The following is a 12433-nucleotide window of genomic DNA, read 5'->3' as shown; positions in this document are numbered from 1 at the left end:
CCTTTCACGAAGGCGCACTGAATAAAGCCCCCGCGCCTTCGATAAAGCCGGCAGACGAAACGAGCTTATTTGAGCTCAATGGAATAGGTGTAACAATCGTTCTTATAATACCTATAATTGTATTCCACAGCTTCTTTGCCGTGAAACGCATTTCTGGTTACTTTTAGGGCTGCTTCGCCCTCCTTCATACTCAGCAGCTCCGCCTCCTCTTTCGATAAAGACGCGGCCATAAAAGACTCGACTGCACGGTCGGGTCTAAATCCGTTTCTTTCCAGGATTTTATAAAGCGAATTTTCTAAAAGATCCTCTTTGTCAATTTCCCCATAGAACTTTTCCGGAATAAACGAATGGTCAAGCGCGATCACCCTGTTATTCGCCAGACGTTGGCGCCTTATGTATATTACGTACTCATCATTCAGGTTCAGGAGCTTATTCAATTCCTTACCGGGTTTTATCCTTTCCAGATTCAATATATGAGCGGACGGAATCATATTCAGCCTTTTTACTTCTTCGGTAAAAGAGTAAAACTGCGACAGGGCATGTTCAATGTGGGTATGGCACACGAAGCTCCCCCGGCCGGGGATTCTCTCAATATACCCTTCGTGAACCATTTCATCCAACGTGCGCTTGGCCGTAATACGACTGACTTGAAAGGTATTGCAAAGTTCTGTTTCAGACGGCACTTTATCTCCTAATGCAAATTCTCCATCTCTTATCTTTGAAACAAGTATTTCTTTCAATTGATAATAAATAGGAATCATCTCATTATTAACAGCCATAAAATCCTCCTAATAATTTCTTAATTGGTATATTGATATATCAGCTTGATTGATATATCAATATATTAACTCTATTTCTCTCAACTGTCAATCCCAAAATTTGTCTTTTTAAGAGCTGCCGTTTTTTAGGAGTTCTTGATGTATCCCGTAATTCAGCCTCCGTTCTTTCCCGACGTATCCGCCAAAAGGAGCCGGATTCCTCCGCTTCCGATCAATATAACCCGCTGTACCGGGATTATCTGAGATTTTACGAATACGCCGTTCTATCAGGGGCAGTAAAAAGAAGCCGCTCCGGTTAAGGAGCGGCAGAGAAACCAAAGGCAAATATTTATATTCTAAGGAGTAGACAATGACTATATTTATTTCTTGCGGCTGCAAACCAGGCGCTCAATGATATCATCCAATATTCGCAAGTCCTGACTGTTCAAATCATCCAGTAAGGAAAGGATTCGTTTCAATGCTTTCGCGCTTCCGCTGTCACAGCTGTCGTTACAGTTGCCGCGATCCGATGCTGATTCGACGGCATCAAAATCGTCATTGACATAACGATTCAGACTCAATGCAATACCTCCTTCATGAAAGATTAATACATAATATTCAAATCACTAATGGCTTGTCAATATGGCTATTAGGAATCCCAGACAGACAGAAAGCTCATACAAAAGATTTGGCTTCCGCCATAAAGCAGAAGCCAAGAAGTACTGAGCTCAAATTTCCACCGAAGCCCCGTCGTTCAGGGTGTTTTTCAGGATATGAATGAACGCTTTCGTCGCATTAGTCAAATAACGGTTCTTTTTAAAGGAAACGGCTATTTCCCTGCTGGGGGCAAGTCCCTCCAGCGTGTAATAATCCGGATGAAGCCTGGAATGGAGGAAGATATAAGGATTATAAGGCAGAAGGGATACTCCCAGTCCTTCGATCACCATTGCACGGACGGCTTCAATATTTCTGCAGTATAGGATGATATTGGGGGTAAACCCGGCTTGTTCACAGAGATTCAGCATAATATCGTGCAAACGGTAGTCCCTCGTCAATCCAATAAAAGGGGCCGTTTGAAACTGCCGCAGATCAATGGGTGCCAAAGGGTTTCCGCGTGTTTGCACGGGAACAAAGCGCTCGAATCCCTTTTTCGGCACGGCCAGAACGATCTTTTCATCAAAAAGCGCCTGATGCACCAACTGATCGTTGCGCAGCGGCAACACCGTAACAGCAAAGTCCACATCACCGGAAAGAAGCAATTCTTCCAGCTCCTGATTCCTTTTTTCGTTCAGCTCAATTTCAATATCCGGATACCTTCTGCGAAATTCATGCAGTGCAGGCGGCAGCAGATAAGTGGTTCTGTACGCAGAAATTCCGATGGAAATGCGGCCGCGCTTGGAGTTGGCAACGTCTTTGATCTGTGCGACAAGCTGATCTTCCAGAGAGAGAAATTCCTTTGCCGTGTTACAGTAAAGGCTTCCGGCATAGGTCAGCTTGAGCGGAATTGACGAACGGTCGAACAGCTCCGTTTCCAGCTCTTCCTCCAGCCTTTGAACGTATTGGCTCAGGGACGGCTGGGAAACGTGGAGCTTTTCGGCAGCTTTGGAAAAGCTCTTTTCCTCTGCGATTGCCAGGACATACTGCAGCTGACGTGTATTCATAAAATCCCTCTAAACCTTAAAAATTCAAAAACTTATAATATTTTTATTATACTATATATAGATTTTCGTATTTGAAGTTATAATATTAAGTATTATATAATAAAATTACAAAAAGTTCAAATGTTTTATAAAACATGAATAATTTTAAAGAAAGGATTGTAAAAAATGGATTTCAGAGAATGTTGTATGAATCATTGGGTTTTTCTTTCAGGAACAGAAACAACGACAAACTAAGAAAGCGAGTAACAGAAGGATGAATGTGAATCACAAAAAACCGGTTATCGGCGTAGCACTGGGGGATGCAGCGGGCATCGGAGCAGAAATCGTAGCAAAAACGGCAGCAAGCGGAGTCCTGGAAGAGTTCGGACATGCTGTTATCATCGCAGACGAAAGGGAGCTGAAAAGAGGTATGGAAATTGCCGGTGTACAGTTTCCATACATAAAAGCCGCAAACGTGGAAGAAGCCGCCGCTATGGACGGGATTGCTCTTCTGGACACAAAAGCTTTGGATGCATATGCCGTCACCATGGGACAAGATTCTCTGGATTGCGGAAAGAATTCGGCACTCAATGTCAAGCAGGCAGTGGACCATTGTATACAGGACCATTTTGATGGCGTATGCTTTGCTCCGAACAACAAGAAAATGATGAAAAAATCGGGATTCAAGCTCAACGGGGCAATTGATCTGGTTGCCGGGTTCATGGGCTATGAAGGAAAAAAAGGTGAACTGAGTGTTCTGGGCAACGTCTGGACCGCCAGAGTCACCAGCCACATCCCCCTTTCCGACGTCAGCGCAGCGCTGACCGTTGACAGGATCATGGACACTATCAATCTGCTGAACAACGCGCAGAAATCCGCTGGATTTAAGAATCCGCACATTGCGGTCGCGGCATTCAATCCGCACGCCGGCGAGGGCGGAACCTGCGGTATGGAAGAAATCAATGTGATTGCCCCCGCCGTAGAAAAAGCCCGTCAAGCCGGAATCAACGTGGAAGGCCCTTATCCGGCGGACACTCTGTTTTACAATCTGTTCAACGGCGTTTACAACTCCGCGGTGACTCTGTTCCACGATCAGGGACAGATTGCTATGAAGCTGAAGGGCTTTGACAAGGGAACCACCGTCATGGGCGGTCTTCCCTATCCCGTAACGACCTGCAGCCACGGCACCGCCTACAACATTGCAGGCCAGGGCATTGCCAATCACGGAGCATGGGAGAGCGCGTACAAGCTGGTATGCGCCATGGCGAAATAAGCATTTCAGACCCAGCCCTCCCAGCGTTTTTGCATATGGCACCGATTACGCATCCAGAACCCTCCGCACAGGTCCCGGATGCCGAATGCGGGCTAAAATATCAAATAAGAAAACAGGTGAAAAAAATGAACCTTGCCTATCCTGTCGCGGCCCCTGACAGCAGTGTGCCGCTTATGGGCTTTACAGGATCTTTTGAAACAAATCTGGATTTTATCCGGCAGGCCGGATATACCGGGGTGGAGCTGCTGGTGAGGGACGCCGACGATCTGGATATTTCCCGCCTGGAAAGTTCGCTCTTTAAAAGTGGTCTGACCGTGGTTTCCTTTGGTACAAGCCCGATGCTTGCGCAGGACAAACTCGATCTGCTTTCCGAAGATGAAGAAATTCGGGAACGAAGTTTTCATCGCACCCTTCGGATGATCAAGCTGGCGTCCCTCTTTCAGGCCCCCGTGGGCATTGGAAAGCTCAGGGGAAATCTGCAGGAAGGAACGGGGCGCACAGTCAAACGGCGAGACAAAATTTTTCTGAAGCTTTGTGAGTACTGTGAGAAAACCGGGGGTTCCATCGTCATGGAGGCTCAAAAATATGACAACGTAAATAATTTGAATACTATTGACGAATCTCTTGAATGGTTAAAGCAAATAAACAGCAAGCGTCTGAAATTGCTGGTAGATACCTTTCATATGGACCTGACCGAAAAAAATCAATTCGGCAGCATCCGCAGGGCAGCCGGACAAATCGGGTTTGTGCACCTGTCTGACACCGACAGAAAAGCGCCCGGGTGCGGAAAAATCGACTTTGGTTCCGTTCTGAAGGCTTTCAGTGACATTCATTACGGCGGTTTTTTTTCTATGGAGATCAAGCAAAGCCCGAGCAGCAAAGAAGCCGCTGAATTATCCATTAAAAATCTGACGAGCCTCGCAGAGCTGATTTAGGCCAAGACACGCCGGGGCAGCCGAACACGAAATTAAAAAAAGAGGTTACGCAAATGAAAAGAATTGCACTGGTCAGTGTCACGCTGAACGCGGTGAATCCGATTGTGGACTATATGGTCAAGACGAATCCCGATGTTCATGTCGTCAATTATCTGGACAGTTACCTGCTGGAAAAGGTGGGCAAAGACAACGGAGTAATTACGGACGAATCCATGGGGCGCATGTTTGACATGCTGGTAAAAGCCTGCGCGGACGGTGCTCAGTGCATCATCATGACCTGCACAATTTTTTCACCGTACGCGGAAAAATTTTCGGAACTGCTCTCCGTTCCCATCATCTGCCCGGACGGCGCCATGCTGGACGGAGTCGCCAAGGGCGGCGGAAAAACGGCGATTATCTGTACGTTCACCGGTACGGTCGATACGACCAGATCTGTGTTTCTCAAATACCAGCGTTTAAACGGAAAGGCGGAATCGGTCGACATGTATGTGGTACCGGAGGCGTTTAAGGCCGCCCAGGTTTCCGACACGGAGACGCACGACAGGGTTATCCATGAAAAAATTGCGGAACTCGACGCTTCCTACGACCATGTTGTGCTGGCACAGATCAGCATGGCAAGAGCGGCACAGGGGGTCGTCATGAAGCACGCAAAGCTCTGGACCAGCCCCAAAAGTGCGGTAGAAGCAGCCGTAAACCTTTTAAAATAAATCTCTGAAGCCTAACTATGTGGAGGAAAACTATGCTACAAAAATTAACGTTCGGCTGTATTGCGGACGATTTTACGGGAGCCAGCGACGCCGCCTCCTTTCTGGTAAAGGGAGGCATGAAAACAGTTCTTTACAGCGGTGTGCCGGACAGCGACCAGCCGATACCGGAAGGCGTGACCGCGGCGGTCATTGCGCTGAAAACCCGCACCGAGCAAGTCGGCATTGCGGTTTCACAGTCCCTAGAGGCGGCCGAATGGCTGAAAAGCAAAGGGGCTGAGCAGCTGTATGTGAAATATTGCTCCACATTTGATTCCACGCCAACCGGCAATATCGGGCCGATCTGCGACGCGGTTCTGGAACGATACGATATTCCCGGCACCGTGCTGTGCCCTTCCCTGCCGGTCAACAAAAGAACAGTAAAAAACGGTACGCTGTTTGTGGACGGAACGCCGCTTTCTGAAAGCAGTATGAAAAACCATCCTCTAACCCCTATGTGGGACAGCTACCTTCCCAATCTGATGCGCGGGCAGAGCAAATACCCCTGTCTGGTCCTCGGCAGCGAAGACATGGCTGGGACGGACGAAGAAATCCGCCGTAAAGTAGCCGATTTCGCGGAAAATCATCCGCGTTTTTACCTGGTACCGGACTTTGTAAACGATTCGGACGCCGATCGAATCGTATCCCTTTTTGGTGATCTGCGTCTTTTGACCGGCGGTTCCGGACTGATGCAGCCCATTGCGGAAAAATACAGCCGCGGCTCGGCGGAACAGTCGGCAAGGCTGGGCGGAAGCAAGGGCCCCGCGATCATTGTGGCGGGAAGCTGCTCGGTAGCTACACAGGGGCAGGTTCGGCACTATCTGGAAAACGGCGGCTTCGGCATTATGGTCCGTGCTGGAATGCTGCTTTCCGGCGATCAGACGGTGGACAGCATCTGGAATCAGGTACAGGAGTCCCCGCGTGCCAGCGTCCTGATTTACAGTGCCGGAAGCACCGGACAGGCAGAAAAGGAAACGGACGGCGCCAATGAGGCCGCTTTTCTTGAAAATACCATGTCCGAGCTTGTGCGCAGAGCCGTAGAAGCGGGCTACACCCGGCTGATCTGCGCGGGCGGAGAAACCTCCGGCGCAGTTACCAAAGCGCTGGGGTATTACGCTTATCGAATTGGGGAAAGCATTGCGCCGGGCGTTCCGGTCATGATCCCGCTGCAGCACCCTCAGATTCGTCTGGTTTTGAAATCCGGTAATTTTGGTCAGCGGGACTTCTTCTTGAGAGCTTTAAAAATAACCGTGGAGGAATAAAGATGACGGGCATACTGCTAGATAAAATAGAGGATGCGATTTGGATTGCAAACAGCCTTTTTGAGCGTGGAAAGACGTCTGGATCCACAGCAAATCTGAGCTTTCTGCATGAAGGAAAGGTATATATCAGTGGAACGGGAACTTGCTTCGGCACTCTTTCGCAGGAAATGTTCTCTGTCATTGACCTTGACGGGAACCATCTTGACGGAGTCAAGCCCAGCAAAGAGTACCCTCTGCACACCCTGTTTTACAAAAAAAATCCCGACGTAAAAGCAGTGATTCACACCCATAGCTTTTACGCTACCCTATGGTCCTGTTACTGCCGGTCGGACGCACGCAATGCCATCCCACACTACACGCCGTATCTTCGCATGAAGGTGGGAGACATTGGATCGGTTGCTTATGCCCCTCCGGGTTCTAAGGAACTCTTTCTGGCATTTTCCGAAGTATTGGACGACCGCTGCGGCTACCTGCTGCAAAATCACGGCCCCGTGGTGGGTGCTGCGGATTTGTTTTCCGCTTTTTATGGGCTGGAGGAGCTGGAGGAAAACGCTCACATCGCGTGGGAGCTGCGCCATTCAGGATTAGCCCATATAGAGGACAGAAGTAATCTGGACTTCTGAGCAAAGCTTTGTAACCCTTGCACAAAAGGCTGTCCGGAGTGGGAATAGAATTCCGAGCGGTGGAATTTCTAGAGTTGTATGAAAAAGCAGGAAAAGGGGGATAAGGGTTCAGGGAGGAGTCAACCGGCTTTCCATCCTGCTCGGTACCGGGAATCAAAACAGTCTTTTGATGTCTTAAAATAAAGCACAGAAATTAGGGGGAGAAAAATGCTTACTGTTTTAGCGTGGTTAATGATTATTATCTTCATGATTATGATCATGAAAAAAAAGATGCATCCATTTACCGCAATCGTGCTGATTCCTTTGGTTTTTACCTTCGTAGGAACATTTACGGGTCTTTACAATGAAATAGCGGCCAAAACCTATGAAATGGCCATTGGCGAAGTAACCTATATGGATCAGCTTAAACTTCTGGGCACCTGGGTGCAGCAGGGTCTGACGAAAACTTCGACCACCATTTTCATGATGTTCTTCGCAATTCTGTTCTTTTCCCTTATGCTGGACACCGGCCTGTTTGACCCGATTTCCAAAACTGTTATCAAGATTGCCAAGGGAGATCCCCTCAAGGTAATCGTAGGAACCGGCGTTATTACGGCAATCGTTTCCCTGAGCGGCGACGGCACAACCACCACCCTGATCTGCTGCTCGGCTCTGGTCCCGATTTATAAGAGACTGAATCTGAAATGCCTGTATCTGGGCGTGATTCTGGTCCTGATGAATACCATCCTCAATATTCTTCCCTGGAGCAGCCCGACGGCTCGCGTTATGTCCGTTCTGGATGGCATTAACCCGCAGGAAATGCTGTACGCACTGGCACCGGGCATGGCGGTGGCCATTGTATACATGATGTTCGTATGCTATTACCTGGGACTCAAGGAAAGAAAGCGTCTGGGAATCCAGAAGCTGACCGACGCTGATGTTGAAGAACTAACCTCCTCTTCTTCGGAGGAAAAGGACGAAATCAAGCGTCCTAAGATGATGCTTTTCAACGCACTGCTCACACTGCTTGTTCTGGTTCTTCTGATTGCCGGCGTATTCCAGCCTGTCTTTATCTTCCTGGTGGGCAGCGTGATCGCACTTGTTGTTAACTACCCGTCGATTGAACAGCAGAAGGCCAGACTGCACGACAATGCACCGGAAATGGTTCTCACGGTTATCGTCGTTATGGGTGCGGGCGTTTTCGCCGGGCTGTTCACCGGCTCCGGCATGGCAGACGCACTGGCGGCCAGCCTGATCAAGGTGATTCCTTCTTCGTTTGGACCGCACTGGGCATTTATCTCTGCGTTTGTCTCTATCCCCGGCGGTTTCTTCCTCTCAAACGACGCATTCTTCTACGGGGTTGTTCCGGTACTGGCCCGCGCCGGCGTACAGTACGGCTTCAACAACTTCCAGATGGGTGTCGCTTCCCTGATGGGACAAGCCTTCCATCTCTTAAGCCCTTTTACCCCGTGGATTTATCTGCTCCTCGGTATGACGGAACTGGAAATCGGCGATTGGCAGAAAGAGGGCGCCAAATGGGCAATCGGTATCTTCATCAGTTTCATTGTTCTGACGGTTTTGACCGGATATCTGCCCGTGACCCTGCATCCGTGATCCGGACGCTATCAACCGCTTACACCTTTTCATGACAATACATAGATAGACTGTTTACCCGGAATGGATTATCGGCGGAAGGCTTCTTTCCCCCCGTTTTCCGTCCGGGTAACTGCCTTTCCCCGTTCCCGAATATATTTTCCTGTGCTGTGCTGCTTCCTTTTTCATGCTCTCGCCTGATTTCTGTTCGATTTTTTAACAGCATTTCTCTTTTCCAGACATACAAAAACCTCCAATCGTAGCTCTATCCTACGGCTGGAGGCTTTTCCTTTCAATTTGCTAAAATCTCCCCGGCGCGCAGGCAGCGTGCCGGGGAGATTTTTTTAAACGGAGATCTTAACCGTGAAGGACTCCGCCGCATTCCGGGGATTCGCGATATACAGATTCCTGTGATGTGTGTTTTCCATGACGTATCCGGAAGAAATTCCACTCAGTACCACCGGGTCCTTACCGGTTCTGTCGGCCTTGATATCGAAGACGATATCGGCCGCTTCCCGCTGTGTCGCCTCATCGTAATCGTAGTACACACGTACGGTGAGCCTTGCGTCCTCATGAAAATCCGCAAGGGTAAAGTTGTTGCTCGACCTTTCCTTCTGGCCGCTCTGCGACTGCTTTTCACTGACGATAATAACTGCCTGATTCATAAAGAACACCCTTTCTTTTATGGCTGTTTTCAGCCTGAATTCATCGGTTCGGCGGACGAATGCGTTCCGTGCGGACAGGCATTTCAAAAAACGCTGGTCTGCCGGGTGGAATCGCCTTGCGGCTGGAGTTCGTTTCCAACGTCGACGCGAACAGAGACGTGCGATAGCAGGTTGTTTTTGGGGTCGTATACGTCGAACTGAATCCACGCCGTACCCTCGCCTTTGCCCGTGACCAGATAATTTCCGTTCGCAAGCTTTGCGGCTGCTGCGATTTTGTCGTCGGTGGAGGAAACCTTTACCGACGCCGCCTTGGTTCCGGTCAGCTTCAGGCCGATCTGGTATTTGCCGTTTGCGGGCATCCGGTAGCTGGTCGTATCCAGCGTAAAGGAATCTCCGACTCCCGCGATCACATAGTAGCTGAAATGGGTCGTGCTGAAAACGAGGAATCCGTCGGCCACGGCCGCGCCCATGTCGGTAAAGGTTCCGTCGTTTTCATAGCGAAACACGTGAGGCGTACCGGGCAGCCCCGCCGGAAGCGGAATTCTGACCGTGACGCTGCCGGTGAAGGAAGAAATCGGATTGCCGCTCTGGTCCAGCAGATCCAGGTTGTAAAGAAGCGGCGTGCCGATCATGTTCAGCCCGGGGGCTGCCGCTGCCGCGCTGTAAACCGCCGCTGCCTGCGGGTCCGGGTTCGCGGCCCCCGGTGTTCCGTTCTGAGCGGCGGGAAGTCCGGCCGGGGTCAGCTGCGTGGCGGCAAGGACCGCCTGGGTCACGCCCGCCGGCAGCGACGCGCCGGTAAGGTTCACGGCCGGCTCCGTGGGAACGCTTGGAGCCGCGGAAGAAGGTGTGTCTTTCTTCGGACGGTCGGGCTTGGGAGAAGGGGAGGCACTCCGCGTGATGATTACGGAATAAGTTCTGGTCATATCCGTCACAATTTGATACGTTACCTTGAGATAAAACGGATTGCGCCCTACCGCGAGGGAAAGCGTGTGGTCGGCGATTTCCTGCGTGCAGGCCTCGTCGCGGTAAAGCTTCCAACCGGAACCGCTCGGAACGGTCGCCGAAAAAGTGAACGAGCTTGTATCCGCAGGAGTCGTCCCGGAAACGGTTCCGTTGACGAGGTCGATGACCGGGGAGGGCAGGTTAACGCTCAGCACGTCGGTCAGGAGGGATTGGATGAAGAGCGTGGCGGGGACATGGGCCAGCGTGTAGTTAGCGTTTCCTCTCGCGTTCAGTACCGCTTCCGGTGCGTAATCGATTGGATAGTCTCCCACCCGGCTGCTGTCGGCGACATTCAGATGTAACGCCGCCCGGGTTTCAAGGCAGTTATCCCCATTATCTGTTCCTAGGAAGCCCACGTAGTATATAAAATCATTCATCTCTTCGAGGAGGGAGAGCGAGTACCCGCGTGTGATATAGATATCCGGCGCCATTACGGAAACCGGTTTTTTTGCAATGGAAAAATCAGCGGAGTCCGACCCGGTGTAACCCGTCTTGTTCACCGATACGGTCACCGTATAATCCCCGGCGTTAACCGGCGGGTCGGCGCTGTCGGGGTACACGGTCCCGTTCCGTCCCGTATAGCGGTAGGCAAGTTCGTTCGGCTGCAGTCCGGGGGCAACCGGCTCCGTATCGTAGCCCTTCTGTCCGTTTCCAGTGTAAACCGCGTCCGCTCCCGTTATGGAAATCGGAATTTCCAGCGTGTCTCTGGCGGTTACCGTCAGCGTAAAGGAGCTGTCTTCATAGAAGCCTTTTCCGTCAATGCTCAGAGTAATGTCCTCGGAGGTGTTGACCGCCTGGCTGGTGGTGCTGAATTCCAAGTACCAGTCACCTGTGTTCGTGTCACAGCGCACAGAAGGGAGGGAGGCAATCAGCCCACTGCCGTAGTTTTCGGTTACTGCATATTCCATACCGCCCATGGGGAGATCGGGCAGAGGGTACGATATATGATCCGTAGCCTGATTGGAAAATACGGAGTATGCTCCCTGCCTTTCCCCATCATAGTCCATTTTGTCGACCGTGAGTGTTGCGCGTTCACTGGTTACGGAATCGCAACCTTCCGCCGTGAGCTTACAGTATATTTCATAACTTCCGGGGTTCAGACCTGTTATGGTAAAGGATGGAGTATCATTCGTGGAATCCCCTACATCTCCTCCACTGAATGCCCAGTGCCACTCATAGTGCACCGCCGCTCCGTTTGTCGCAGATGCTTCAACGGTAAACGTAACCGTATGGCCGAACGCGAACGTGACGCTCTGATCCTCCGGCGGCTGCGTAACGGTAATGGTTCCAGAGCCGGTCGGGGCGCCCGCGGTCCGCGCCATTCCGGCTTCCCCGCCGTCGGGTACGGGAACCTCCCCGGAATCCGGAGCCTCCCCCGTCTTTGGGCTTTCGGGCTGTTCGGTATCCGCAGCCCCGGAACCGGGCGTACCTTCCCCGGAATCACGCACATCCCCCGTCCCGGAGCCGGACGCGCCTTCCCCGGCAGATACCGGGGCGGGAATCTCTCCGGCATCCTGTGTGCCGTCGGCGGCGTATACCGTACAAGACAGCAGGTTCACCACCATGCAGGCGGTGAACAGAACACTCAAAAATTTCCTCATCGTCAATTTCATGTTGATTGCTTCCTCCTCAGTCAAGGTAATCCTGCCGATTCAGCAGGTCCATAATTGTTTCAAGCGAAAGCCGGGGGCCTCCGCGCCAGAAAACGCCTTGCCCGTCGGTGTCCGGGCGGGGAAGAACCTCAAGATTCCGCAAAGAGCCGTAGGAGCGGTCGGTTTCCATCAGACGCCGCATATCGAACAGAATCAGATGTCCGTTGCTCAGCTCAATGTCCAGCATCTGACCGTCCAAAATGTCCACCCGGATGATTTGCGCCACAGAGTATCACCTCATTTCCACCGGGCTTTCCGTCATACTCCGGTACAGTTTAAGCGTAGCAGAAAAATTTTCCTCTGTGCGA

12 protein-coding genes are annotated in these 12433 nt (G+C 51.0%); 6 read left to right on the top strand and 6 right to left on the bottom strand.

From position 1 onward, the window contains the following. Positions 1-65: 65 nt before the first annotated feature. The 3 genes from ACRQU7_RS03765 to ACRQU7_RS03755 form a co-directional block, all read right to left on the bottom strand. On the bottom strand, positions 66-779 hold the full coding sequence (locus tag ACRQU7_RS03765; protein WP_141827197.1) for a GntR family transcriptional regulator: 714 nt from the start codon (positions 777-779) through the stop codon (positions 66-68). A gap of 359 nt (positions 780-1138) precedes the next feature. Then, positions 1139-1339: a hypothetical protein gene (locus ACRQU7_RS03760; protein ID WP_243122568.1), complete on the bottom strand. Its 201-nt coding sequence runs from the start codon at positions 1337-1339 to the stop codon at positions 1139-1141. Positions 1340-1486: 147 nt separating this feature from the next. Next, the gene (locus tag ACRQU7_RS03755) at positions 1487-2419 is read right to left on the bottom strand and encodes a LysR family transcriptional regulator (RefSeq protein WP_444643820.1); all 933 of its coding nucleotides are present in this window, start codon (positions 2417-2419) and stop codon (positions 1487-1489) included. Between the two features lie 259 nt (positions 2420-2678). Here ACRQU7_RS03755 and ACRQU7_RS03750 point away from each other — a divergent pair, with 259 nt between their 5' ends. The 6 genes from ACRQU7_RS03750 to ACRQU7_RS03725 all read left to right on the top strand — a co-directional run bounded on the left by ACRQU7_RS03750 (position 2679) and on the right by ACRQU7_RS03725 (position 8827). Then, positions 2679-3671 (top strand): 4-hydroxythreonine-4-phosphate dehydrogenase PdxA, encoded by a 993-nt coding sequence (locus tag ACRQU7_RS03750; protein ID WP_444643818.1) that lies wholly within the window; start codon positions 2679-2681, stop codon positions 3669-3671. A gap of 125 nt (positions 3672-3796) precedes the next feature. After that, a complete protein-coding gene (locus tag ACRQU7_RS03745; RefSeq protein ID WP_444643816.1) occupies positions 3797-4606 on the top strand; it encodes a sugar phosphate isomerase/epimerase family protein in 810 nt (269 codons plus the stop codon). Positions 4607-4659: 53 nt separating this feature from the next. Beyond that, positions 4660-5313: an aspartate/glutamate racemase family protein gene (locus ACRQU7_RS03740; protein ID WP_444643814.1), complete on the top strand. Its 654-nt coding sequence runs from the start codon at positions 4660-4662 to the stop codon at positions 5311-5313. A gap of 32 nt (positions 5314-5345) precedes the next feature. Continuing rightward, positions 5346-6611 (top strand): 3-oxo-tetronate kinase, encoded by a 1266-nt coding sequence (gene otnK, locus ACRQU7_RS03735; RefSeq protein WP_444643812.1) that lies wholly within the window; start codon positions 5346-5348, stop codon positions 6609-6611. 2 nt (positions 6612-6613) lie between these two features. After that, complete coding sequence (locus tag ACRQU7_RS03730; RefSeq protein ID WP_444643810.1) at positions 6614-7234, top strand: class II aldolase/adducin family protein; 621 nt, start codon at positions 6614-6616, stop codon at positions 7232-7234. A 207-nt stretch (positions 7235-7441) separates the two neighbouring features. Beyond that, positions 7442-8827 (top strand): CitMHS family transporter, encoded by a 1386-nt coding sequence (locus tag ACRQU7_RS03725; protein ID WP_444643808.1) that lies wholly within the window; start codon positions 7442-7444, stop codon positions 8825-8827. A 323-nt stretch (positions 8828-9150) separates the two neighbouring features. On the opposite strand, the gene ACRQU7_RS03720 is transcribed toward ACRQU7_RS03725, so the two are convergent. The 3 genes from ACRQU7_RS03720 to ACRQU7_RS03710 all read right to left on the bottom strand — a co-directional run bounded on the left by ACRQU7_RS03720 (position 9151) and on the right by ACRQU7_RS03710 (position 12351). Continuing rightward, positions 9151-9471 (bottom strand): hypothetical protein, encoded by a 321-nt coding sequence (locus ACRQU7_RS03720; protein ID WP_444643806.1) that lies wholly within the window; start codon positions 9469-9471, stop codon positions 9151-9153. A gap of 83 nt (positions 9472-9554) precedes the next feature. Continuing rightward, positions 9555-12086 carry an MBG domain-containing protein gene (locus ACRQU7_RS03715; RefSeq protein ID WP_444643804.1) on the bottom strand — a complete coding sequence of 844 codons (2532 nt, stop codon included), beginning with the start codon at positions 12084-12086 and terminating at the stop codon, positions 9555-9557. A 16-nt stretch (positions 12087-12102) separates the two neighbouring features. Continuing rightward, a complete protein-coding gene (locus tag ACRQU7_RS03710) occupies positions 12103-12351 on the bottom strand; it encodes a hypothetical protein (RefSeq protein ID WP_444643802.1) in 249 nt (82 codons plus the stop codon). Between the last annotated feature and the right edge of the window lie 82 nt (positions 12352-12433).

This window comes from Caproiciproducens puteiluti, assembly GCF_052442865.1.
Taxonomy (GTDB): Bacteria; Bacillota; Clostridia; order Oscillospirales; family Acutalibacteraceae; genus Caproiciproducens.
The sequence above is the reverse complement of the archived record's forward strand: the minus strand, read 5'-3'. Positions and strand labels throughout refer to the sequence as shown.

Coding starts and splice junctions, on each gene's coding strand:
- ACRQU7_RS03765 (WP_141827197.1), bottom strand. CDS start 779: ATGGCTGTTAATAATGAGATGATTCCTATTTATTATCAATTGAAAGAA.
- ACRQU7_RS03755 (WP_444643820.1), bottom strand. CDS start 2,419: ATGAATACACGTCAGCTGCAGTATGTCCTGGCAATCGCAGAGGAAAAG.
- ACRQU7_RS03745 (WP_444643816.1), top strand. CDS start 3,797: ATGAACCTTGCCTATCCTGTCGCGGCCCCTGACAGCAGTGTGCCGCTT.
- ACRQU7_RS03740 (WP_444643814.1), top strand. CDS start 4,660: ATGAAAAGAATTGCACTGGTCAGTGTCACGCTGAACGCGGTGAATCCG.
- otnK (WP_444643812.1), top strand. CDS start 5,346: ATGCTACAAAAATTAACGTTCGGCTGTATTGCGGACGATTTTACGGGA.
- ACRQU7_RS03730 (WP_444643810.1), top strand. CDS start 6,614: ATGACGGGCATACTGCTAGATAAAATAGAGGATGCGATTTGGATTGCA.
- ACRQU7_RS03725 (WP_444643808.1), top strand. CDS start 7,442: ATGCTTACTGTTTTAGCGTGGTTAATGATTATTATCTTCATGATTATG.
- ACRQU7_RS03720 (WP_444643806.1), bottom strand. CDS start 9,471: ATGAATCAGGCAGTTATTATCGTCAGTGAAAAGCAGTCGCAGAGCGGC.
- ACRQU7_RS03715 (WP_444643804.1), bottom strand. CDS start 12,086: ATGAAATTGACGATGAGGAAATTTTTGAGTGTTCTGTTCACCGCCTGC.